Source organism: Arthrobacter sp. FW306-06-A, assembly GCF_021870055.1.
Taxonomy (GTDB): Bacteria; Actinomycetota; Actinomycetes; order Actinomycetales; family Micrococcaceae; genus Arthrobacter.
This window is the reverse complement of sequence record NZ_CP084552.1, coordinates 1,564,956-1,590,415: the sequence shown is the minus strand read 5'-3', so window position 1 is coordinate 1,590,415 and position 25,460 is coordinate 1,564,956. Positions and strand designations below refer to the sequence as shown.

Here is a 25,460-nt window from a genome sequence, read left to right as displayed (position 1 = left end):
CCGGCGCAGTGACATCACTGGCCGGTGCAGGCGATGGAGTTCTCCTCCATGGGTGAGAATGCGCCGTCGGAGCGGACGATCATCACCTGGATGCAGGTCTGCCCGGTCGGGTTGGGCCGGATCTTGACCGGTGGCTTATCCACTGCGTGGAATTCAGCGCTGTTCCCGCCCATGGTGTACACCTTCCATTTGTAGGTGTCCCCTTCCTTGGGCTGCGGGTTGGTCCAGGTGAAGCTGGCCTCCCCGTCGCCGCCGATGGATCCCTTGAGGCCTTCGACGTCGGGCACCGTGCCGTTGTCCAAAGCGTCCGCGGGGGGCTTGGTCACCTGCTGGGTGGCCACGGTCTTGGGCGGGCCCGGGGCGGCGTTGGCCACCACGATGCCCACCACCGCCGCCAGCGCCAGGAGGGTGCCGCCGGTGATTGCCAGCAACAGGTTGCGTTTCCCGTGGTCTGCTTCCGGTGCCGCCTGCGGCTCGTCCACTTTTACGGCCCGCTGGACTGTTGCGTCCGCAGTGTAGGCGTCCTGCCCGGCGTCGGTTACCGGCGCACCGTAGTTCACCGCTCCCGGGCTGCCGCGCAGGATGGTGGACTGGGCCCACTCCCCCTGCCCGTCGCCGTCGGCTACTGGTGTTCCGGTGGAGCCCGGTGGTCCTGTCGGACTTGCCGGGATGGAAGGAACGGCCGGGGCAGGCCGCCATTGGCTGGGGGCTGCAGGGGTGAAGGACGACGGCGGGACGGCGCCTGTCCTGCGTCCCGTCGCGTCGGTTGCGGCCCCGGGATGATTGGCCCCGGCTGTGTTGGGGCGGGTGCGTGCCGGGAAGGTGGGGGCGCTGCCGGTGCCTTCCGGGTCGATGGCGGCGATGCTGCGGACGCGGGTCTCCTCGGTGCCGTCGTCCGGGTGGCCCTCGTCCTGCTGCGGCTCCTCCAGGACCTCGAAGGGCGTGACCGAGAGGTTGAGCTCGGCCTGGATGCGCTGCAGGGCCAGGGCGAAGGCGTGGGCCGACGAGTACCGGGACTGCGGTGACTTGGCCATGGCCGTGGCCAGCGCCAGTTCCAGGGACTCGGGCACGTCGGCCCGGCCCAGCCGCGGCAGGGCCGTGTTGCTGATCCGGTTGATCAGCTCGCGCTGCGAATTATCCGCCCCGGGCATAACGAAGGGCGAGCGTCCGGCCAGCAGCGTGTAGAGCGTGGCGCCCAGGGCCCAGACGTCCACCATGATGCCGTCTACGGGGCCGTCCCGGAACTGCTCCGGCGGCGACCACGGGATGGACATTCCGGAGTCATCGTCCGCGTCCCCGGCCAGGGTGCCGGAAATGCCGAAGTCGGTGAGGGCCGGGCGGTTGTAGTCCGTGACCAGGATGTTGGCGGGTTTGATGTCGCGGTGGGCGATGCCGGCGCGGTGGGCGGTTTCGACGGCGGACGCCACCTGGATGCCAACCGCCAGGACCTCGTCGACGCTGAAGCGCTGCCGCCGGTACCGGACGTCCAGGCTGGGCCGGGAGCAGTACTCCATGGCCAGGTAGGAGTGCCCGTCGTCGGTTACTTCCGCTTCAAAGATGGTGACGATGTACGGGTGCGAGGACAGCTGGGCCATCAGGTTGGCCTCGGACTCGAACCGCCGGCGGGCGCCCTCCGTCTTCAGGTCGGAGAGCAGTACCTTGACCGCCACCTTCCGGCGCGGCCTGTCCTGTTCGTACAGGTAGACGTCGGAGAAGCCGCCGGATCCCAGCAGGCTGATGTAGGTGAACCCCGGAATGCGGGGCGGCGGCGCGACGGGCCGTTTGGAACTCACGGAATCTCCTCAAAACGCAGTGAGATGTTGTCGCCCAGCTCCGCGATGTCGCCGTCGAGCAGGATGGCCATCTCGTTTTGGGCCAGCCGGCGCGGCGGCTGGCCTTCGCGGACCAGGACGGTGCCGTTGGTGGCTTTGAGGTCGCAAAGCATGACGTGCCAGCCCTCCAACCGCACCTCAACATGGGACCGTGAGATGTCACCGCCGGGACTTGCCACCTGGACCAGGCGCGGCATGACCCCGCCCTGGACCCGTGATACGGAGGGCTGGCGGCCGATGACCATTGACTGGTCCAGGTCCAGCAGTTCGCCGGTGGACAGCCGCATCCGGCCCAGCCGGGGACGTGCCACTTGAACGGCATCGGGCAGCAGTGCGGCACCGCAGGCGCTGCACTGGGCACGGGTGGGCGGGTTGGCGTGGCCTTGTGAACATACGCGGGCCAGTACCACCGGGCCGTCGCCTGCATCCCGCTGCGCGGCCGACGGGTTCGCGGCCAGGCCCGGACCTGCTCCCGGGAGGCTGCTCTTCATGACCGTCTGGCCATCGTGGTCGGGATCGAAGCCAACCTCCGGCTGGGCCTGATGTGGTCCCTGGGTTGCGCCGGCGGGTCCGCCGTCGGTTGAAGCGGGGGGCCCAGCTGCCGGTGACGGTGTCGTGCCGGGGCTTGGCGATGGGGCAGGTTCCGGGGTGGGTGTTGGCGCTGCTCCGCCGGTACGCCAGGGCACGGAATCGATGAGGCCCGTGGAAGCAGGGCGCGGCGTGGGCGGCGCTGCTCCGGTGTCCGGGCCAATTGCTGCCGGCTCGTCCGCGCGGGGATCCCCTGCGGGCCCGGAGCCGGCTGCCGGGAGTTGCGGGCTGGCATCCTCCGCCGAACCAAGGGCGGCCAGCGGTTCGGCCGCGGGCAGGGCTGGTGGTTGCTGCGGGACCACGTGGCCGGAGTCGGCGTCGGGTTCCTCGCGCACCGCTGCGTCCTCAATGTTCCGCATGACAGTGCGGTCCCAGAGGTGGTCGTAGGAGCTGGTGAGTTCCTCCGCCGGAGCGGCGTCGCCTGGGTCCGTTTCCAACCCGTTGGGCCCCGCCGGTCCGTCGCTAACCGGTCCCAAAGTGGCAGGTGCTCCCAGCAGTTCATCATCAGCGTCAATGATGGCGCCCGGAGCGATGGTGGCGTCTGGGTCAAGGCCGTCTGGTTCAAGAGCCTCGCGTTCAAGAGCCTCGGCGGCGAATGCCTGGGGCCGGTTCGCTTCTTCCGCGCGTTCCCCATCCAGGTCGTCGTTCAAGTCAGCGTCAGCGTCCAATTCGTCGTTCAAGTCAGGGGCAGGGTCCTCGGGCTGGTCCATGTCCAGGTCCTCGTCAATGACCCCCACCACTGTCTCGTTACCATGGATGGCGTCGGCGATACCGTTCACTTCGCCCATGCCGTCCACTTCCCCGGCAGCGTTCACTGCGAATGGCCCGTCGGGAGCGGTGGAACTCTGGGCTGCGTCCTTACCGTTCGCAGCCGCCGGGCCTTTCCCGTCCGCCGCGCCATCCACGGCGGCGGGGCCATCGACGGCAGCCGGACCAGAGGGTGCCCCAAAGGTCAGGGACCGCAGCAGCACCACGCCCTCGCCCAGCGGCAGTTCGGGGCCCGCAGCGTTCTGTGGACCACCGTTGCCTTCGGTGCCACCGTCCGCAATGCCGACCCTGCACGTGCCGGGAACCACGAACTTGCGTTCGTTCCAGGTGGTCACGTCCCTGCCGTCAAGGTCCACGGCTCCGCCGGGCTGTTCGATGGTGAGGTCGACGGCGCCGCGCAGGAACACCCGCAGCGATCCGTTGAAATCGAGGATGGCGAAGGACGGAATGCGAGTAAGGGACCCGCCGGAGCTGCTGGTCACGGCAGCGAGGACCTCGTGCGGTTCGGGCCGGCCGGCCAGGAGTTCCCACAGTGCACCGGCCAGTTCAGCGGGCGCCTCCGGTCCCAGCAGGACTGCGGTGCGGGACCGGACGATGCCCAACCAGCAGCCGGGAATGTAGCTAGCGCCGGTCATCGCCCGGCTCTCCCTCGAGCGAAGTGCCGTCAGTCAGCGCGGTCCTTGCTTCCAATGCCGTGCCGTCCACCAGCGGTTCGGGCAACGATTCTGTCACAGCCTCGGAGGACTGCGGGCGCGGCAGCGTCACTTCGTCCCCGTCAGCGGTGGTGTGGCGGGGCGCCGTGGTGCCCGCGCCGTCGTCGTTCGCCACGTTGCGGGCGTCCACCACGATGGCGGTGACGTTGTCACGGCCGCCGTTGCGCAGGGCCGCCTGGATCAGGGCGTCCACGGCGTCCTGCGGGTCTGGCACGGTGCTGAGGATCCGGAGGATGTCATCGTCTGCCAGTTCGCCGGTCAGGCCGTCGGAACAGACCAGCACGCGGTCGCCTTCCTCGACGGGGAGGAGCCAGTAGTCCGCCTCCGTCTCATCCCCGGTGCCCAAGGCCCGCGTCACCACATGCCGGCGCGGGTGGACGGTGGCTTCCTGGGGGGTGATTTCACCGGCGTCCACCAGTTCCTGGACTTCCGAGTGGTCCACGCTGATCTGCTCGAAGCGTCCCAGGCTGAGCCGGTAGGTGCGGGAGTCGCCGATGTTCATCACCAGCCAGTACGGCATGCCCATCTGTTCCACAATGACCGCGCCCGTCAGCGTGGTACCGGCGCGGGCACCGGCGGCTTCACGGATGGAGGCGTCGGCGCGGACCAGGTGCTGCTGGAGGACGGACGCAGTGATGTTCCGCTCCCCCGTGGTGACCTGGGGCATCTCGGCCAGGGCACGCACGCACAGGCCGCTGGCAATCTCGCCGGCTTCGTGGCCGCCCATGCCGTCGGCCACGGCGAAGACTGGATCGGCGGCTATGTACGAATCCTCATTCAGCTCCCGGCGGAGCCCCCTGTCCGTCCCGTAGCCGCAGGAGAGGCTAAGGCCCGGCCCCGGCTGGATGGTGGAGGAAACACTGGCGGGGTGCTGGTTCATGCCTGTCCTAGGTAAAAGGTACGGTCTCCAAAATTCACGCTGGATCCCGGGGTAACAAAGGTGGGGACGCCCGGCACCAGCGGGGTGCGCAGCCCGTCCGGGGTGGTGACGGCGCTTCCGTTGGTTGAGTGCCGGTCCGTCACCCAGATGCCTGCGCCGTCGGTGAGCAGGTGCAGGTGCGTCTTCGAAATGGAGCGGCCGGGATCGTCCACGGCCAGCAGCTGGGCATGCTGTTCCCCGACCTGTCCCACGGGGTTGCGGCCCACTAGGACGCTGCGGTCCAGCTGGAAGTCCCTGCCGTCGTCGAGGCGGATGCGCAGGACTGCGGCCTGGGCCGGCCGATTGGTGCCGGGGCGCACCTGGGTGCGTTCGACGTCGTCGTCCACATGCGGTGGGGGCATCCGGTGACCGGAGGCAGCGCCGGCAGGCACAAAGGACTGCGCGCTAGCCTGCTCGAAGCCTACCGGCGAAACCTGGGCACCAGCAGCAGGGGCGCTATCGGCGGGCGTGCCACCGGCCGGCGTCGCGAAGGATGCCGGCGAGGTGTACGGCATGGTCTGGGACGGCATGGTCTGGGATGGCAGTGCGGCCGACGGCGCAGGTGCTTGGGGTGCCTGGGCTGCAACTGCCGGGGGCGCCGCGGCCTGGGTCACGTCAGGCTGGGGCGCGACGGGCGCCGGCGCGGAGTGTGCCGGCGTGAAGGATGCCGGTGGCTGGGATGAAGCTGTTGGGGACGCCGATACCCCGGACGCCGATGGCCGGGATCCTGCCGCGTGCGGCGCTTTAGCTCCGGCCACCGGGGACAGCACCTGCTGGACGGGCGGAAGGTCCAAGGGCGCGAAGCTGTAGGGCCCCTGGATGCCACCCGTGGTGATGGGGTCCCGGCCCGCTTTGACGTCGAAAACCAAGGTCTTGGCCGCGGTGTCATTCCAGCCGCGCAGCCCGCCGTTTTTGTCCCATGTGCAGGAAACAACCACCAGCACAGCCCAGACGGCAGCCACCAGGACCAGCGGCCCCAGAATGAACAACGCAACGTCAAACCACTTGAACACCACCACCAGCACCGCCGCGAGCAAGGCCAGCAGGACGCCGGCTCCGGTAATGAGACCGCGCAGGAACACAGCTCCGGCGCCGGGCGCGTAGCCGTCCTGGTCCGCGCTGCGGATGCCCATCAGCAGGTTGCCGGGCGTCTTGCCGCTGCGGCCCTCCAGCCCGAGGACGACAAACAGGTAGGCCAGGGTCAGGCCAAGGCCGATGCCGCCGAAAAGCACCAGGGACGACGTGTCGTAGACAATGAAGCCGCCGCTCCTGGTCCGCGTGATGCCGGCAAAGCCAATGGCGAACGTCACCACCAGCACCGCCACCCCGGGCAGCCAGTCAATGACGGCAGCACCAAGCCGCTTGCCCGCCGTAGCCGGAACAAGCTGAAGGTTTACTGCCATTCCCGTTCCTCCCCCTGGAGCGGTTTCCACCTTCGTGGAACCTCCGGTCCTGCCCGGCCCGGAGCCCGTGCGTACAGGGCCCGTCAATGCGCTGCCCGCCGGCTGACCTGCCGGGGGCCTTTCTACTACCGGGATAGTACCGGGAATCCCCGGCGCATGCTCGGGGCGCGCCTCCCTGGCAGCACTGGGGCCGTGATCGGGAAGCGGGTCCGGAGTGCGGGTGCGGCGCGCCGCCCGGTTGGGCAGCGGCGCGCCGCAGGCAGTGCAGAAGGTGGCCCCCGCACGGATCTGCTGCTGGCAGCGGGGGCAGCGTTCGGCGTCGGGCATCACTGCTGGCTTGGTCCTTGCTGGGTGGGTTCTTGCTCCCGGGGCGGCGGCGCATCAGCATTGCCGGACGTTCGGCGGCGGCGTGCGGCAAGGATCCCAGGGACCGTCGGCAATGCCAATCGGCCGCCGCGCAGCTTGAGGCTCCTGCCGGAGTTCATGGCCGTCCGGGCGTCGGCGAGCAGCGAGCGCGGCGAAAACCGCGCCTGCTGCCGGCGCCAGAAGCCCATCCCGGATGTCATCTCCTTGAGCGACCCGTCAACGATCGTCCAGTACTCCCGGACCTGCTCCTCCGTCGGTTCCCCGGCCCCGAAGATTGACGCGTCCGCACGGCGGGCCAGCATGGTGGTGGTCCCCGAGGTTGCGGGGAAAGCCTCGGCGAGGACAGCGGCGCTTTCGCGCCGTGTCGAACGGGTGTCGACGGCGGCACCCAGGTCCGTCGCCAGGCTCACCACCTCGTTCCAACCTCCGCCCACACGCTGGGCGGGGTGGCCGTCACGGAAACGCGACTTCCGCCGTCGTGCCTTCAGCAAAGCGATCAGCAACAGCGGCAGTGCCAGGATGACCAGCGGAATGGCGGCGACGCCCAGGGCGCCCAGGAGCGCGCCCCAGAACAGCCACGGATTGTTCTTCTTCTGGTCCGCGTCCAGCGCGTCCGGTGAGGAGTCCGGCGGCAGGTCCGCCGGCTCCTGCGGCGGGGGCGGCGGCTGCAGCACCTGCGGCTTGGGCTTGGACTTGCTTTCGGGGTCCGGCGGGATGGGGATGTTGTCCTTGGGCGGGGTGGGATCGAAGCTGACCCAGCCCACCCGCTCGAACGCCACTTCCACCCAGGCGTGGACGTCCTTGCCGGTGATCTTTACCTCGCCCGCACCGTTTTCGGGGCTGGTCGGCTCCGGGTAGAAGCCCATCACAACGCGGGACGGGATGCCAAGGTGCCGCAGCATCAGGGACATGGCCACCGCGTACTGTTCGTCGTCGCCGAGCATCTGCTTGGCGGTCAGCAGGCTGCGGATGCGGGCGGAGCCGTGGCCCGAGACGCTGGGCAGCTGCCCCTCGCTCACCAGGCCGTTGCTGAAGGCGCCGGTCTTCTGGAAATGCGCCTCGATCTGGCGCACCCGGTCGATCGCCGTCGGGGCATCGGCAGACAGGTCGTTGGCCTGTGAGCCTACTACCGGCGGTACCTCCAGGGGGTCCGGGAGGGAGACCTTGGCGAAGTCGTACTGGGTCAGCTGCCCGTGCTCAAGCTTGACGGGATCGGAGACCTGGACAGTGTAGGAGTCGCCCTTGGACAGCCCGCTGGTGGAGACGGCGGTGTCGGATCCCGGGTTGAAGTAGAGGCCGGCAGCCGCGGCGGAGCCGGACTGGTCAAAGCTGATGCCGGTGGTCTTGCGGCCGCCGGGCACGAAAAAGCCCTGGTAGTCCTCGATGCTGATGCTGATCGAGTAGTCGTTGGTGGGCACTACCCCGGACGTGTCGGCGAGCGTATTGATGGACTTGGCGTCGCCCACCTTGCTGAAGTTGCCCGAGCCGTTGGGGTCCATGTTGTAGTTGGTGCCGTTGAAGGCATCCAGGGCTCCCAGGCGCACCCGGCCATCGCGCGGGAGGCCCTTGACTACGAACAGGGTGTCGTCCTTCTTGTCCTTCACGTAGGTCCGGAAACTGGCGAGCGGGGTGATGTAGTCCTTGGGATCGAACGGCGGCACCACCACGTTGCGGAGAACTTTCCGGTCCTCGCCGGCGCTGACCAGCGGGACAGCCACCGCGGTAATTCCCACGCTGACGGCGATGACGCCGGCGGCCATGCCCAGCCGGCGGATCCTGGCCCGCCGCGCAGTGGAACTTTCATTTTGCGGGTTGTTCACCGCCACCCGCTTGGTGCTGTTCCGGCGCAGGGCGTCCCGGCGGAAGGTTGCCCAGGCGATTCCGAGGACGGTCAGGCCGATTCCGCGTTCCAGGGTCAAGAACGCGGCGTTGGTGCTGAAGGCGATGCCCGTGACGAACAGGACCAGTACCGGCAGGAGGGGCAGGTAGGGGCTGCGGAGCCGCCAGGTCAGGAGCGCGGCCAGGAGGGCTGTGATGAACGAGCTCAGGAACGGGACGATGAGCACGCCGCCCGCCGTGCCCACCGGTACGCCCACGGTGAGCATGTCCTTCCAGGCGAAGACGACGCCCAGCAGCAGGGTGCGCAGCGAGTCCAGGGTGGGGACGAAGCCGGCGATGGCGGCGTCCGGCACGGCCAGCCAGGTGCCGAGCACCAGGTACGCTGCCAGCGCCAGGGCAGTGGTAATCAGCAGGCCCAGGCGCAGGTGGGCGTTCGCCGCCCCAATCGCCAGGCCCAGGATGATGCCCCCGAAACCCGACAGCAGGTAATAGGGGTCGCCGCCGAAGCTCAGGCCGAAGCCAAGCAGGCCCAGGCCCAGCAGGACCACCAGGGCGCCGGCGTCGAGCAGGAAGTGCCACAGCGGCTGCCCGTCAGCGAAAGCCGACTCATGGGCGGCAGTTTTCCGGCGGGTACGGGTGGGCGGGATGGACGTCTGTGGGGAACGGCCCGGTGCGGTGCTCATGCGGCCGCCTTTCTCAGCACGATGGCAAGGTCGGCCAGGTCGCCGAGCGTCAGGACAGTAAGGTCTGCGATGTTGGCCCGGGTGGGGGCCGCCCCGGCTTCCACCCGTACGGCCAGGCTTCGCACGCCGGGCGGTACCGAGGCGGCGGCGGAACGGAGCTGGGTCGCCGTGACGTTGCTGCCCACCACGAAGAAGACCACGGAGGCGTTGGGGACGGTGTCGGCCAGGGTCCGGGCGAGGTCGACGGCGGTGCGGCGCATCGGAGTGCCGACGATCCGTGTCATGTCGTCCAGCATGTTGCGGCCGGTTTCGCAGCGCAGGGGCCCCTTTTGGGTCAGGACATCCAGTTCCCGCTGCTCGCGGATGGCCTGGCGGCCGATGGAGGCAGCCACCGAGATGGCCATCTCGAACTCGGTTTCGGAGGCGTATTCCTCGGTGTTGATGGACAGCGAAATGGCCAGGTGGGCACGTCGCGTTTCCTCGAACTGGCGCACCATCAGCTTGTTGGTGCGGGCGGTGGTCTTCCAGTGGATGTGCCGGCGGTCGTCCCCCGGCACATAGTCGCGCAGTGCGTGGAAGGAAACGTCGGCGCTGGAGAGGTCTGTGGTGGGCATGCCTTCGAGGTCGCGGATGAAGCCTGCGGCCGAGCCTGCCAAGGCGACGGTACGTGGGTGGACGAAGAGGTCTTCCGGCTCGGTCCAGAGGACCTGGCGGCGCAGCAGGTGCAGTGGGTCTGCGCGGACGGAGCGGACCGGTCCCACCACGATGACGGCGCGCCGGGCGGTGGGGATGGTGAACAGGTCCTCGTGGACTTGCCCGGGCTTCATCCGCGGCAGGTGGAACACCGCGGTGGTGCTGCCCACGGGCAGTTCCAGCGCGGCCGGCAGCAGTGGCCGCGCGGAAGTGTTGGAGACGGCAATGCTGCCCACGGCACTGTCCCCCACCGCGACCCGCGTGCGGGCCAGGTCCAGGACCACCCCGTAGGAGGACCGGCCCAGGATGAAGGCCACCGCGATCACGAACATGGCGAAGGCAGCAATGGAGGCCGCAGTGGCTTCCTGCCAGCCGAATGCCTGGCCCGTGGTCCAGAGCAGGATGGCGGCGGCCAGGACGGACCAGCCCAGGATGCTGACTACGGAAAGCACCGGCCAGGCATACTTCAGCCAGGTGTCGCGGACGGCCCGCCAGGCTGGTGTCAGGGCCTGGAGGGCTGTGCTGCTGGCTTCGGACCATACCGCTGCAGGGTGCAGGCGGGTGGGGCGGCCGTTCCGGTGGAAGAGCTGTTGGAATCGCTCCGTGAGCCGGGTCAACGGGGTGCCGCTGGACGTGCCGTCGGACATAAGGGTGTGCCTTCGTTGTTGCGCTGGGATGGAGTGGTGGCGGCTGTAGCGCCGGGCTGCAGCCAGCCGGTCAGGCGTTGGTGCGCTGCTGCGGTGCGGCGACGTCGGCCAGGATCCTGGTCAGCACGGCCTCTGCGGTGGCACCGGAGAACTCGGCTTCGGGGTCCATCACGAACCGGTGGGTCCACACCACGGGGGCCAGTTCCTTGATGTCATCCGGCAGCACGAAGTTGCGTCCCTGCGAGGCGGCCCACACCTTGGCGGCCCGCACCATGGCAAGGGCGCCGCGCACGGAGACGCCGAGCCTGGTTTCGGGAGCGTTGCGGGTTTCCTCGCACAGGCGGGAGATGTACTCCAGCACCGCTGTGTCGATGTGTGCCGTTGCCGCGAGGTCCGCCATGTCCGCCACCGCCTGGGTGGTGATGACGGCGGACAGGTCCTTGGACCGGTCCTTCAGGTTGCTGCCGCCCAGGAGGCGGACGGTGGACGCGTGGTCCGGGTAACCGATGGATGTCTTGATCAGGAAGCGGTCCAGCTGGGCTTCGGGCAGGCGGTACGTGCCGGCTTGCTCGATGGGGTTTTGGGTGGCCATGACCATGAACGGGCGGCCCGCGGAGTAGGTGACGCCATCCACAGTGACCCGGGACTCCTCCATGACCTCGAGGAGAGCCGACTGGGTCTTGGGCGAGGCGCGGTTGATTTCATCGGCCAGCACGATGTTGTTGAAGATCGGGCCCTTGTGGAACTCGAACTTCTGCGTCTTCTGGTCGTAGATGGTCACGCCCGTGACGTCCGAGGGAAGGAGGTCAGGGGTGAACTGGATGCGGTTGTTGGAACCCTGCACGGTGGCGGCGAGGGCCCGGGCCAGGGAGGTCTTGCCCGTGCCCGGCGCATCCTCGAACAGGACGTGGCCCTCGGCCAGCATCGCGGTGAAGGTCAGCCGGATGACGTGTTCCTTGCCCAGCACCGCCTGCCCCACATTGGCAACCAGCTTTTGGAATGTGTCGGCAAACCACTCGGCCTGCTCGATGGTCATGGTCATAGGGTGCGCTTCCTTTATTGGTTCAGGTGTTGGTGGAGCCCGGTTTTTCGAGTGCCACTGATGCGAGATGATGCTGGAAATTGCTAGCGGTTTGGCATGCCGTTTGGCGGGTTGCAGCCAACGTTGGAGGTGTCGCAGCGGAGCCAGTTGCCCTTGGCCATCCCGTCGCTGAGGTGATACCAGATGCCGCTGGGGTTATTCGAGGTCTTGTACCAGACCTGGTAGCGGTCGGCCCGGGAGTAGGCGCCGGCATCAAGCCAAATGCCCTCGCCGTTGCATTGGGACGGGTTGCCCGCCACGAAGCTGTCCGTTCCCTTCCTGGGCTCGGTACAGCTTCGGGTCGGGCTGGCCGTGACGTTCCAGTCCGTTGGCGGAGGCGGGGTGTTGTCCGGGCCGGACGTCGAGGTGACCGGTCCGCCGATTGCGCCGGCCGTGACGGTGAATGCGCGGACCCGCAGTTTGTGGCTCTGGTTCCAGCCGCCGGCTCCGGCGTCGAACTTGTTCGCCTTGCCAACGTTCTGCCAGCCGCCGCCATCCATGCTCACCTCGTAGTAGCTGAGCGGCCTGCCGTTCGTCGCGGGATCATTCCAGGTCCAGTGCACCTGGCCATCACCCTTGGCCGATGTGGTGCCGTTCACGTTCGGGGCGTTGGCAGGACCGTAGGGGTTGCCAGTACCGATTGCCTTCGCGTCACCGGACATGTTGTTCTTCGTGGACGTGGCAATGATGGTCACGGTGATGTCGCGGCCGTTGGTCATCCCACCGATGGTTCCACCGCCTGCCCTAATGGCCCCGGTCTTGCCGTCGGCATTGTAGGAGTATGCGATTTCTGACGCGGTGGACCCGTTGCGCTGCGCCTCCGTCAGGGGCGTGAACGTCACATCGAGCTGACCGCTGGTCCCGTTCTCCTTGACAGTCCCAGCGTTCACAGTGCCGGGCTTTCCTGCTGCCCGGATCGCGGCGGACTGCGCACTGGTGGCGCTCGTCCCGGCCTTGTTGGTGGCAGACACAGTGAAGGTGTAGTTGGTTTCGGAGTTGTCCACGGTCACGTTCTGCGACGTCCCCGTAACCTGCTGGCTTGAGATTGCAGCTCCGCCCCGAAGCGTGGTCAGGGTGTAGGCCGAAATGGCATCACCGTTGTTATTGGGCGCCGACCAAACCACCCTCAGTTGGCTCTGGGAACCCACAGGCGTGGCCTGTGCCACGCCTGGCGCAGCCGGTGTTGCCGGCACTCCCGCGGGAACTTCCGCCGCCGAATAAGGGCTCCACTCGGACGGATCCTTGGCGTCGTTCCTGGCCAGGACCCTCACCTTGTAGGACACGCCGTTCTGCAGGCCCTTCCACACGTAGTTGACCGACGTCAGCCCCTGGATCTGGGCGTTCTGGCCAGCAGGCGCCGGCGAGATTTCCAGGTCGTAGGACTTCACGGGCGATCCCTTGCTGGCCGGAGCGGCCCAGGCGACCGTCAGCTGCTTGTCGCCGAACTTCAGCGCCGGCGCGAGAGGGGTATCCGGCTTCACATCGGGGCGGACATCGGCCGAGGCCGGGGACCGCTCAGACTCACCGAACTCGTTGGTGGCCGTCACCTGGAAGTGGTAGGTGGTGTTGTTGGTCAGGCCGTTCAGGGTGCAGGTGTTGGCCGGGCAGTCCTGCCGGAAGCCGCCCTCCCCGTACACGGTGTACTTGGTGATGGCTGAACCGCGGTCTGCGGGCGCGGACCAGTTGAGGAGTGCGGTTTGGTCACCCACGCTCTGGGCCTGCGGAGTGGTGGGCGAGGCCGGCTTGTCCTTGACCGTAAGCCGGACCCGGGCCGTAGCGTGCCGGGAGCTGTCCTGCGTCTTGTCCTCCACTGTGTACGCCACCACCAGGGTTCCGGTGAAGCCAGGTGCAGGGGTCACGGTGATCGAGTCACCGTTGACGCCCACGTTGCCACTGCCGGTTTCCGTGTTGGCTGCGATGATCTTCAGCGGAGTTTCCGGGAATGGGTTGGCGTCGTTCGCCAGGACGTTGATGGTCACGGGCTTTCCTGCGGCAGCGTTTGGTTCGACGTCGTCGTTGGCCACCGGCTTGGGCCGGTTCGAAGCGGTCACCGAAAGCTGGAAGGTGGCAGTCGCTTCAAGCCCGCGCGGATCCGTCGCCTTGACCTGCACAGCCGCCCGGGTCCCGGTTGCCGTGGAGTCTGCCGCCGAAACCTTCAGCGTGTTGCCTTCGATCCGGGCGTTGAAGCCCCCGGGAGAGTCCCCCACCATCTCATACTTCATCTTCTCGACGTCGTCCTGGTCGGGATCGGAGGTAAGCTTTCCGAGGTCGGTGCTGGCCGAGTCACCCTTGGGAACGTCCACGGTGGCGCCCAGCAGGTCCGGCGGGTTGTTCTTGTTGGGGTCCGGCAGGACCTTGGTGCGGATGCTGAGGGTCGACTTGAGACCGGCCGGATCATCGGGTCCTGTACCGTCGGTCACCTCGAAGGTGAGTGATCCAGGGCCGACATAGTCAGCTCCCGCGGAGTATTTAAGGCCTGCACCGTCCCGGATGATGGGATCGCCGCCGTCGGCCCCAATGAGCTTGATCCGGTCCGCCTGGGTCAGCCGGGGCGAGCGGCCTTCGCGTACCTTGACCCATTCCTTCAGGTCGACGTCGACGGACTGCCCGGCGACCACTTCGATGACCTCGTCCTTGGCCAGGGTGGGAACTTGCTGGCCCAGGCCCGGGACCCAGATGATCGCGGTGGACTGCTGCCCATCCACGTCTTCGACGGTGTATGGAATGAGCTGGGGCTGTTCGGTGAGGTCCACCAGAACGTTGCCGTTGCCCCCGGGACGTGCGGTGGTGGCCTCGGTGCTGATCTTCAGGTTTTCGCCCACGCCGTCCGGGTCCTCATCGTTCTTGAGGACGGGGACGTCCACGGCCGTCTTGCCCATGGCCTGGGCCGAGGTGACCCTGTCGTCGCGCGCGATCGGGGCCTTCAGGGGCACATCATTGTCAACCACCAGGCGGATGGTGGCCTGGGCGGTGGCGTCGCGGTCGTCGGCAACTGTGTAGCGGACGTTGACGGTACCGGCCTCGTTGGGTGCCAGGAGGATGATGCGGCCACTGTTCTTGCTGACGGTGGCCTGCAGAGCGGGGTCGGCCTCGATGCCGTCTGTGAGGATGCGGATGCGGTCGCCGTCGGGATCGGTGTCGTTGGCAATGGCGTCCACCGCGATCTGCCGGCCCGGCCGGACCCGGACTTCGTCATCAACCGGGGTTGGCTTCTGGTTGATCTCACCACGCGGTGCAATGCCCACCGTCACGGTGCCCGTATTTGCCACACCCTGGCGGTCCACCACCTTGTAGCGGAAAGTGTCGGTCCCGGCGCCGTCGCCCGCGGCAGTGAAGTCGATGAAGTTGCTGCCCACGGTGGCGGTGCCCATGGCAGGGGTGCTGTCGATGCCGGTCAACTGCACGGAGTCACCGTCGGGGTCGATGCCGTCGAGGGGCACGGGGATCCGGACGGTGCCGGCGGCCACCACGCGGGCGGTCAGGTTGCGCGGCTGGGGCCTGGAGTTCTCGGCGCCTTCGAGCGGCAGGATGTGGATGGTGACGGCTGCGGCGCTCTTCTGGCCCTGGGGGTCCACGGCGTTGTAGATGGCACGCACGGTCTTGGGCTGGGCGCCCGCGATGAAGCGGAGCGTGTTCTCCGAGACGAAGCTCTTTCCGTCGGCGGGGTCAACGGACTGCGGCAGGACCGGGTCCACGCTCAGTTCCTGGCCCTGCGGGTGGGTGTCGTTGTCCAGGACCGGGATGGTGACCACGTCGTTGACGCGGACATTCACTTCGTCCGGTTTGGGCTGCGGGGCCTCCACGACGGCCGGCGCAGGGACGGGTACCACGGAGACACTCCCGGTGGCGGACTTCTTGCCGTTGGACATGGTGTATTCGAACAGGATGGGGTCCTTGGTCCCCAGGATGTCGGTAATCCGCAGGACGCTGTGGTTGATCACGCTGACTGAAACTGTCGCGTTCTCCGGAAGCTTCACGGACTGCAGCACCAGCACCCCGCCGGAGGGGTCGGAGTCGTTGGCCAAGGGGTCCAGCAGCACGCTTCCGCCGGTGGGCATCAGTGCCACGTCATGGACTGCCACGGGGTCCCCGCCGTCGTTGCCGGATTCGACGTCGACGCGAATGAGGCCCTGGCTGCTTTGCGGCCCGTTGCTGGCGATATACGTGAGGTAGACCGGCCCGGGGGTGCTGCTGCGGAACGTGAAGGTGCCGCCGTCGGTGACGGGGCCCAGTTCGGCCGGGCCGTTGGCTTCCACCTGCGCCAGGCGGAGGGCGCCGCCGTTGGGGTCCACGTCGTTCTTGAGTGGCGAGATGACCAAGTCCTGGCCTACGACGGCGGTGACGTGGTCGGCGTTGACCACGGGCGCCAGGGCGCCGGGCGGCTGGACGTTGACCACCACCTTGCCGGTGACGGTGGCGCGGCCGTCCCAGATGGTGACCTGGACGTTCTTCTTGCCGGCGGTTGCCCCGGAGTCCTGGAAGGTGAGCAGGCCGTCGCGCCGGACCTTGACCTGGTCCTGTTCGTTGCCGGCTTTCGCGTCCAGCAGCACCAGGTCGTCGCCGTCGGGGTCGATCCAGTCGGTGAGGATGTTCTGGCTGACGGTCTTGCCCTGTTCCACCAGCATGGTGGTGTCCTCGCCGCGCTTGAACTTCGGCGGCTTGTTTTCGTCGGGTCCCACGACGCTGAGCGTGACCTGGCCGGTTGCGGACAGGCCGCGCCCGTCGGAGGCACTGTAGTTGAAGGTCTCCGTCCCCGGCTTGGCGTCCGCGGGGACGGTAATCTGGAAGGCCGTGCCGCCGTAGATGCTTTCCAGGCTGCCCGACTTGGGTCCGGAGTCCGCCGCCACGGCGGCCGTCAGGACGTCGCCGTCGGGGTCGGAGTCGTTGTCCAGGACGCTGAGAATGGTGGTGCGGCCGGGGCGTACGCCCACGGCGTCAGGCTTGGTTTCCGGCGGCCGGTTGGGTTTGGTCCGGTCCGGCAGCACGTTGATGGTGTTGTTGTCCGCGGATTCCTGGTCCTGGTCTTCGGACTGATTCTTGGGCGGGATGACGTCGTCCCAGTTGTTGACCAGCTGCATGTTCTGGTTCACCAGCCACACATTGCCCGAATTCACATCATTGAGGACCACCAGATCCCGGTTCACCCGGAAAACATACGACGGCGACGCACTCGCCTTAGGCACGTCCACCTTCTTATCGTCCCCATCATTGACGCAATCCCGGACATACTTATTCGCCCCCGACCACGCCGCATGCACACAACCACCCAACTGCACCGGAGCAGCCGGAACACCCTCACCATCGAAGGTCACCGTCCTCGCAGTCCCCCCACCCAACGGCTGCTCCAACAACGCCGACCGCGTCGCCACCGCCACAACATCACTGCCCGGCCCGGCCTGCTGCAGCCTCGCCTCCCGCGCATTCTCCAACGCCAACTTCTTACCACCAGGCAAAAACAGGTTCCCCGCCGCAGCATCCAACACCACCGGCCGGTCCCCCACCACCGTCATCTGCAAATCCCCCGCACCCTTAAGACCATCCCAGGCACTGGACTCCGACGACGTCACCGCCCCACTGGCATCCACCCCCGTCACCGTCACCACCCCGGTCTTCGGATCCGCAGAATAAATCCGGTCATCGGCACCCACCGCCGACACAATCCCCTCCGAACCCACCATCACCGGCTCGGACGCTTCCTTATCAAAACCATTCACCGTGGACGGCGACACCGCCCACACCTTCCCCGACGCAGCATCCGTCACCGAAATCGTCCGCGCACCAAAACTCACATCGGCCGCCCCCGGCAACTGCTTATCCCCACCAAGACGCATATTCGCCGGCGACACCTGATTCAACGTCGAACCAGTCTCATCATCAACAAACACCTCACCGGCATGCTGCAACACATCAAACGTCGTCGACGCCGGCGTCACCGCCCCATCCAACACCCGCGACGGATAATTCAACCGCCCCACAGCATTCTTCGACTTCGACACCACCCACACGCCACCGTCATTCAACTCCACCTCAGTGGTCTTAAACCCCGGATACAACACAGCACCCGTCACCACAACAGCCACCACAGCACCAAACGCAGTACCGGTGGCCAGTTTTTTGTGTCGCTTCTTCAGCCCAAGCTTCCCCAGCAGAGTTGTCACAGCGTTACTTTTCCCTCAGATTATGTAGCCGAATGGCGGCCTGTTCGCAGGACAGGCAGCAGGCTTGCTTTCCCCCGGGACAGAGTACCGAACCCGCGCAAAACCCGCGATGGGGACATCGGGACTGTCCGATTTTCGGTGGATCCACGGTTGGCATTTAGTTGATTCTTCCGTCGAAGCTGATGGCGAAGGCGTTGAGCGCCGGCTTCCATCGTGTGGCCCATCGTGCCCTGCCTTTGCCCGTGGGGTCTAGTGCCCGGGTGGCGAGGTAGAGGCATTTCAGGGCCGCCTGCTCTGTGGGGAAGTGGCCCCGGGCCCTGACCGCGCGCCGGTAGCGGGCGTTGAGGGATTCGATGGCGTTGGTGCTGCAGATGACCCGCCGGATTTCGACGTCGTAGTCCAGGAATGGCACGAACTCGCTCCAGGCGTTCTCCCACAGCCGGATGATCGCCGGGTACTGCTTGCCCCATTTGCCGGAGAACTCGACGAAGCGTTCCTTCGCCGCGGCCTCGGAGGGTGCTGTGTAGACCGGGCGGAGGTCCCTGGACATTTCGTCCCAGTATTGCCGGGCGGCATACCGGAAGGTGTTGCGGACCAGGTGCACGATGCAGGTTTGGACCACCGCCAGGGCCCAGACGGTAGTGATGGCCTCGGGCAGGCCCTTGAGCCCGTCACAGACCGTGATGCAGACGTCCTCGACACCGCGGTTCTTGATTTCGGTCAGCACAGAGAGCCAGAACTTGGCCCCTTCGCCGCCGTCCCCGGCCCATAGCCCGAGGATGTCGCGTTCACCGTTGAGGGTGACGCCGATCGCGACGTAGACCGGCCGGTTGGTGACCTGCCCGTCTCTGACCTTGACGTGGATCGCGTCGATGAACATCACCGGGTAGACCCGGTCCAGGGGCCGGTTCTGCCACTCGGTCATCTCCCCGATGACCTTCTCCGTGATCCGCGAGATGGTGTCCTTGGAGACCCTGGCGCCAAACACCTCGGCGAAGTGCGCCGCGATCTCCCCGGTCGTGAGCCCTTTCGCGCTCAGTGACAACACAATCTCGTCAACACCGGTCAGCCGGCGCTGCCGCTTTTTCACGATCTGCGGATCGAACGTGGAGCCGGTGTCGCGCGGCACGTCGATCTCCACGGGCCCGATCTCGGTCAGCACGGTTTTCGTGCGGGTGCCGTTGCGGGAGTTCCCGCTCCCGCGCCCGGACACGTCGTGTTTTTCGTAGCCGAGGTGTTCGTCCATTTCCGCTTCCAGAGCGGTCTCCAGGACGTTCTTCGTCAACCGGTTCAACAGCCCGTCAGGCCCGACGAGGTCGATGCCCTGCTCCCTCGCCTGGGCCAGGAACTGCTGCGCTAACTCTTGCTGATCCAAATCAGTCGCCATGGGATCCATGGTTCCGCTCATGATCAGTCCTCCCCGCCAGGCAACACCCGGCGTGTCAGGCCAACCGCGGATCCACCGTTATTCCGACAGTCCCGGGACATCTGCCCGGGCCGCCACCGGGCATGGGGCCTAGCAATGCGGTGCCCCAAGCGCGGCGGGATCGGCCAGCGTGGTGTGTCCGGCGATGACGTAGCGGCCAACGTTGCGTGCCGAACCGGATTCCACCCGCCACCAACGGACGATGCCGTTGCCGGACCAGTTGTCGCTTTGGTCGATGTAGCACGCCACCATGATGCGGTCCTGGTCAGCCTTGTAGAACCACGGCGGGCTGTCGGCGTTGACGCCGTCACAGTCGAAGTAGGGACTTGGCCGGTAGTTGGACCCGCCCAGCGTGAACGTGCAGCTCCGGACGAAGTTGGGGTCGGAGGTCTTGATCCTGGTTTCCCAGAGCCCCTGTTTGCCCGCGTTGGCGCTGGCCGTGGCCACTGCGCTGCCGGTACCCATGGAGTTGAAGGTCTGGACTGCGATGGTGACGGTGTCGCCGAAGTTGGCCGTGTTGACCGTCCTGCTGCCGGAGGCGGCCACGTTCTCCCACCCGCCGTTGTTGATCCTGATCTTGGTCTGCGCCACATCATTGGTGCTGGTGGACGGTGAGGACCAGTTGAGGGTTGCCGACTTCTGGTTGACGGCCCCGTCCTGTCCGGAAGCCGAGGGCGTGCCCGGGGATCCGTAGGGCGTGGTGGTGGCGGGTGCGCTGCTGTCCGAGCTCGGTGCCACCGTGGAGTTGGCGATCACGGTGATGCTGACGGCGGTTCCATTGCTGAAACCGCTGATGATCTGCCCTGGCGTAATGGGCCCGCGGGCGCCATTGCTGGCGTTGTAGGTGTAACTGACCTCGTTCTCGGCAGAGCCGTTGCGTTCCGCCGCGGTCAGTTTGCGGAAGTCCACGGTCACCGCACGTCCTGCTCCCCCGGTATTCGCCGGCGTGGCGGTCACTCCGGAGACAGTGGAGAGCTTGCCGGTGGCGCGACGGGGCGCCGACTGCGGACTGACTGCGCCCTTGCCGGCCTTGTTCTCCGCCTGCACGGTGAAGGTATAGGCGGCCTCGGAGTTGTTGGCGGTGAAGTTGGCGGTACGGACGTTGCCTGGCACGGCCTGCGTCTGGTCCGCGGCGTTTCCGCCACTCATGGTGACGTAGTAGGTGCTGATGGGGTCGCCATTGGTGTTGGGTTCGGCCCAGGTGGCCCGCAGCTGGTTCTGGGTGCCCACGGAGGATGCGACGGCGGACGACGGTGCGGCAGGTGCGGCGGGCAGGCCGGCCGGGTTGTCTTCTGCGGAGTAGGTCCCCCAGTCGGACGGGCCGAGTTCGTTGACAGCCTGCGCGCGCACTTTGTACTTCACACCGTTGGTGAGGCCGGTCCAGGTGTAGTTCAGCCCGGCTACCTCGTTCTTGACGGCAACCCCACTGGCCGGCGGCGGTGAAATCTCCAGGTTGTAGTGCTTCACCGGCGAGCCCTCTGTCTTGGCAGCGGGCCAGGTGATGGCCATGGTCTTGTCTCCGGCCTTGACCGTGGGCGCCTCCGGCGGGGACGGCTTTTCGTCAGGCCGGATTTCGTTGGACTGCGGGGAAGCAGCGGAATCCCCCACCTCGTTGGTGGCCAGCACCGTGAACACGTACTTCACGTTGTTGGTGAGTCCGCTCAACGTGCAGGTGGTGGTGGGGCACTTCTGTTCGAAACCGTTGTTCGAGCGGACCGTGTACCCGGTGATGGGGGCGCCGTTGTCCGAGGGCGGCGCCCACTTGAGCACGGCGGTGCGGCTGCGGACGTCAGTGGCGCTGGGCGCCGAAGGCGCATCGGGCTTGCCGCGGACGGTGAGCCGCAGGCGCCCGTCGACCTGGCGTGACAGGTCGCCCGTTTTGTCCCCCACGGTGTAGCGGACCACCATGACGCCCTTGTCCCCGTCAGCCGGGGTAACGGTGATGCTGTCGCCTGCCACCGCCGGCTGTCCGGCCGCGGCTCCGGTCTCCACGGTGGCGCCAATGATCCGCAGGGGTGTGTCCGGGAACGGATTGAAGTCGTTGGCCAGGACGTTGACCTGTTCCGTCTTCCCCGCGTTGGCTTTGTCCACCACGTCATCGTTGGCCACGGGCAGGGGCCGGTTGGAGGCGACGTGGCGGGCGGTGATGGTGGCGCCCACGGCGGGTGACCTGCCGTCGGTGACCTTCACCTGGATATTTCCAGTGACGCCGATCCCAAGGGAACCGTCGGCAGTGATGGCGAGCGTGGCGCCGTCGACCTTTGCCTTGAACCCGGCCGGAAGCGTCCCGTCCAGTTCGAAGCGGAGGTTGTCCTTGTCCCGTTCATCCACATCCTTGGCCAGCCCGGCCAGGTCAACCGTTGCCTGTTCGGCTTTCGGAACGTCCACCGAAGTGCCGCTGAAGGTGGGCGGGTGGTTGGCGTTGGGGTCCGGGATCACCTTGGTCATGATTACCAGCGTGGCTTTCAGGCCATCGCCATCGTCCGGTCCGGAGCCGTCCGTCACCTCGAACGTGATGGAGCCGGGGCCCACATAATCGGCTTTCGCGGTGTAACGCAGGGCCTTGCCGTCGGACTGGATGACGCCCTCCGGCGATCCGCCCTGGACCCGCACCGAATCAGCCACGGTGACCCTGGCGGTGCGGCCGTTGCGGACCCGGACGTATTCGGCGAGGTCCAGGGTGATGTCCTTGCCGGACATGACTTCGACCGGCTCCGTTTTGGCCAGGGTGGGGTACTGCGCACCCTGGCCGGGGATCCACATGAGGGCCGTGGAGGTGAGGCCGTCCACGTCGGTCACGGTGTAGGGGATCAGCTGGTCCTCCGCGGTCAGCGTCACCACGAGGTTGCCGGAGCCGCCCACGCGGGCATTGGGGTTGCCGTCGGGCAGGCTGATATTAAGGTCTGCGGCCACGCCGTCGGCATCGGAGTCGTTCTTCAGGACGGGTACATCCACTGCGGTCTTGCCAAGGGTTTCGGCCACCGTGACCCGGTCATCCTTGGCCACGGGCCGTTTGAGCTCCGCGTCCGGGCTGGTCCGGATGCGGATCACCGCACTGGCGGAGGCCTTCTTGTCGTCCTGGATGCGGTAGCTGATGCTTTCGTTGCCGGCGGCCGCGGGAGCGGTGAAAAGCACCTTGGCGCCGTCCGTTGCCTCGACCTGAAGTTCGGGTGCGGCCTCGAAACCGTCGGAAACCAGGCTGAGGGGATCGCCGTCGGGGTCTGAATCATTGGCCAGGGCCTCCACGGCCACTTTGCGGCCGGGCCGGACGTCGACGGCGTCGTCCACGGCAATGGGTCTCTGGTTGTTGGCTTCCAGCGGGGCGATGCCGACAATGACGGTGCCGGTGTTCTCGGCACCGATCCGGTCGCGGACCCGGTAGGTGAAGCTGTCGGTGCCCGCAGCATCGCCCGCGGCGGTGAATTCCAGGTAGCCGTCCCGCACCACGGCTGTTCCCATGGCCGGTGCCTTGTCGATGCCGATGAGCTGGACGGAGTCGCCGTCGGCGTCGATGCCGTCCAGGGGCACGGGTACTTTGACCGTCATTCCTGCCACGACGCGGGCGGTCAGGTTGCGCGGCTCGGGCCGGGTGTTCCGGTCATCGTCGCGGGCGCGGATGCGGATGGTGACCTGCTGGGAGTCCACCTGCCCGGATGCGTTCTGCACCTTGTAGATGGCATAGACGGTTTTTGCCTCGGGCCCGGCGATGAACCGTAGCTGGTCGCCCGCCACGAACATGCGCCCGTCGGCAGCGTCAGGCTGCTGGGCAAGATCGGGCAGCAGGGTGAGCTTGGAGCCGTTGGGGTCGGAATCGTTGGCCAGGACAGGGATGGTGACGACGTCGTTGATCCGGACCGTGGCCTCGTCCGGCTTTGCCTGGGGTGCCTGGAGCTTGGCCGGGGCAGGGACCATCAGCACGGCAATCTCGCCGATGGCGGAGGAGCGGCCGTTGGACACGGTGTACCGCACGGTCAATTGGCCTTCGGCGCGGATGTCGGTGATCCTCACCACGGAGTGGTCAAGCACCGCGACGCTCACCGGCAGTCCAGCGTCGGCGGTCACGGATTGCACCACCAGGACCCCGCCCGACGGGTCGAAGTCGTTGCCAAGGACGTCTACCAGGACGTCGCCGCCGGTGGGCAGCAGTGCGGTATCGCGGACGGCAACGGGCGCTCCCTCGTCGGTGCCCGGCACCACATCCACGCGCACCAATTGCTGTGCGCTGGCGGGACCGTTGGTCGCCAGGTAGCTGACGTAGTGCGCCCCGAGGGTGCGGGAGTTGAAGGTGAAGGTCTGCTGGTCCGGGTTGAGGGTGGCAGTGGATTCAGCGTCGGGGCTGGCCTGCGCCAGCCGCAGGGTCCCACCCTGGGGGTCCGAATCGTTCTTCAGCGGCGTGATGACGGTGTCGCTGCCTGCTACTGCCACCACGTGGTCGGCGTTGGCGATGGGCGGCAGGGCGCCGGGGCTCCTGACATCCACAGTGATCTTCCCCTCCGCTGTGGATTGTCCGTCCGAGACCGAAACGGTCAGGACCTTCCGGCCGGGACCGGAGCCGGAATCCTGGAAGGTGAGCTGGCCGTCGGGGCGGATGCGGGCCTGGTCCAGGGGGTCGCTGCTGGACACGGAGACGGCGAACAGGTCGTCGCCGTCAGGGTCCATCCAGTCCGGAAGGATATTTTGCGTGACGGCCTTGCCCGATTGGACCACCAGCGTGGTGTTCCGGTTCGGTTTCTGCCGCGGCGCCGTGTTGGTGCCGGGCGGGACAATGTTGAGGGTGATGTCCGCCGACGCGGAAAGGCCCCGGCCGTCGTCCACCGTGTACTTGAAGGTCTCGCTGCCTGTTTTGTCAGCGGGTACGGCGATCTGCAGGCCTGTCGAGCCGTAGATGGGCGACACGGCACCCGCCTTCACCCCTTCCGGGGTGCGGACGGTGAGGACGTCGCCGTCGGGGTCGGAGTCGTTGTCCAGCACCGGCAGGATGGTTGTCTTGCCGGCACGGATGCCGAATTGGTCCGGTTTGGCCACCGGGGCATTGTTGGGTTTGGTGCGGTCCGGCAGGACCGTCTGCTGGACTTCGTCGGCGGAGTCCTTGTCCGCGTCATCGGAGGTTTCCTTGGGCGGGATGACGTCGTCCCAGTTGTTGACCAGCTGCATGTTCTGGTTCACCAGCCACACATTGCCCGAATTCACATCATTGAGGACCACCAGATCCCGGTTCACCCGGAAAACATACGACGGCGACGCACTCGCCTTAGGCACGTCCACCTTCTTATCGTCCCCATCATTGACGCAATCCCGGACATACTTATTCGCCCCCGACCACGCCGCATGCACACAACCACCCAACTGCACCGGAGCAGCCGGAACACCCTCACCATCGAAGGTCACCGTCCTCGCAGTCCCCCCACCCAACGGCTGCTCCAACAACGCCGACCGCGTCGCCACCGCCACAACATCACTGCCCGGCCCGGCCTGCTGCAGCCTCGCCTCCCGCGCATTCTCCAACGCCAACTTCTTACCACCAGGCAAAAACAGGTTCCCCGCCGCAGCATCCAACACCACCGGCCGGTCCCCCACCACCGTCATCTGCAAATCCCCCGCACCCTTAAGACCATCCCAGGCACTGGACTCCGACGACGTCACCGCCCCACTGGCATCCACCCCCGTCACCGTCACCACCCCGGTCTTCGGATCCGCAGAATAAATCCGGTCATCGGCACCCACCGCCGACACAATCCCCTCCGAACCCACCATCACCGGCTCGGACGCTTCCTTATCAAAACCATTCACCGTGGACGGCGACACCGCCCACACCTTCCCCGACGCAGCATCCGTCACCGAAATCGTCCGCGCACCAAAACTCACATCGGCCGCCCCCGGCAACTGCTTATCCCCACCAAGACGCATATTCGCCGGCGACACCTGATTCAACGTCGAACCAGTCTCATCATCAACAAACACCTCACCGGCATGCTGCAACACATCAAACGTCGTCGACGCCGGCGTCACCGCCCCATCCAACACCCGCGACGGATAATTCAACCGCCCCACAGCATTCTTCGACTTCGACACCACCCACACGCCACCGTCATTCAACTCCACCTCAGTGGTCTTAAACCCCGGATACAACACAGCACCCGTCACCACAACAGCCACCACAGCACCAAACGCAGTACCAGGGAACCACCGGGGGCGCGAAAACCGGCGCTTGGGCAGGCCGGCAGCAGTGCTTTGGGCGCGCGTTTGTCCGCGGCGTTTCATTCGTAGAATCTCCCCCAGATTTCTGGCTCACAGCCGGACCCGGCTTCCATGGACGCCGGGCAGCACAACAGTACCGCTAATTC

The 25,460-nt window shown here is 66.8% G+C and carries 10 protein-coding genes; all 10 read right to left on the bottom strand.

The features are described from left to right. Window positions 1–14: 14 nt before the first annotated feature. The 10 genes from LFT49_RS07265 to LFT49_RS07220 all read right to left on the bottom strand — a co-directional run bounded on the left by LFT49_RS07265 (window position 15) and on the right by LFT49_RS07220 (window position 25,377). The gene (locus tag LFT49_RS07265) at window positions 15–1,793 is read right to left on the bottom strand and encodes a serine/threonine protein kinase (RefSeq protein WP_237430163.1); all 1,779 of its coding nucleotides are present in this window, start codon (window positions 1,791–1,793) and stop codon (window positions 15–17) included. After that, on the bottom strand, window positions 1,790–3,823 hold the full coding sequence (locus tag LFT49_RS07260; RefSeq protein WP_237430162.1) for an FHA domain-containing protein: 2,034 nt from the start codon (window positions 3,821–3,823) through the stop codon (window positions 1,790–1,792). Before LFT49_RS07260 ends, LFT49_RS07265 begins: the two co-directional genes overlap by 4 nt. Continuing rightward, on the bottom strand, window positions 3,810–4,781 hold the full coding sequence (locus tag LFT49_RS07255) for a PP2C family protein-serine/threonine phosphatase (RefSeq protein WP_237430161.1): 972 nt from the start codon (window positions 4,779–4,781) through the stop codon (window positions 3,810–3,812). Before LFT49_RS07255 ends, LFT49_RS07260 begins: the two co-directional genes overlap by 14 nt. After that, entirely contained in the window at window positions 4,778–6,550 is a 1,773-nt protein-coding gene (locus tag LFT49_RS07250; RefSeq protein WP_237430160.1) for an RDD family protein, read from the bottom strand. Before LFT49_RS07250 ends, LFT49_RS07255 begins: the two co-directional genes overlap by 4 nt. Further along, entirely contained in the window at window positions 6,550–9,111 is a 2,562-nt protein-coding gene (locus LFT49_RS07245; RefSeq protein WP_236801786.1) for a transglutaminase-like domain-containing protein, read from the bottom strand. The genes LFT49_RS07250 and LFT49_RS07245 overlap by 1 nt, the downstream gene beginning before the upstream one ends. Further along, window positions 9,108–10,451: a DUF58 domain-containing protein gene (locus LFT49_RS07240; protein ID WP_236821663.1), complete on the bottom strand. Its 1,344-nt coding sequence runs from the start codon at window positions 10,449–10,451 to the stop codon at window positions 9,108–9,110. Before LFT49_RS07240 ends, LFT49_RS07245 begins: the two co-directional genes overlap by 4 nt. A 70-nt stretch (window positions 10,452–10,521) precedes the next feature. After that, window positions 10,522–11,493 carry an AAA family ATPase gene (locus LFT49_RS07235; RefSeq protein ID WP_236801784.1) on the bottom strand — a complete coding sequence of 324 codons (972 nt, stop codon included), beginning with the start codon at window positions 11,491–11,493 and terminating at the stop codon, window positions 10,522–10,524. 83 nt (window positions 11,494–11,576) lie between these two features. Then, entirely contained in the window at window positions 11,577–17,690 is a 6,114-nt protein-coding gene (locus LFT49_RS07230; RefSeq protein ID WP_237430159.1) for an Ig-like domain-containing protein, read from the bottom strand. A gap of 157 nt (window positions 17,691–17,847) precedes the next feature. After that, on the bottom strand, window positions 17,848–19,086 hold the full coding sequence (locus LFT49_RS07225; protein WP_373993376.1) for an IS256 family transposase: 1,239 nt from the start codon (window positions 19,084–19,086) through the stop codon (window positions 17,848–17,850). 120 nt (window positions 19,087–19,206) lie between these two features. Then, complete coding sequence (locus tag LFT49_RS07220) at window positions 19,207–25,377, bottom strand: Ig-like domain-containing protein (protein WP_237430157.1); 6,171 nt, start codon at window positions 25,375–25,377, stop codon at window positions 19,207–19,209. Between the last annotated feature and the right edge of the window lie 83 nt (window positions 25,378–25,460).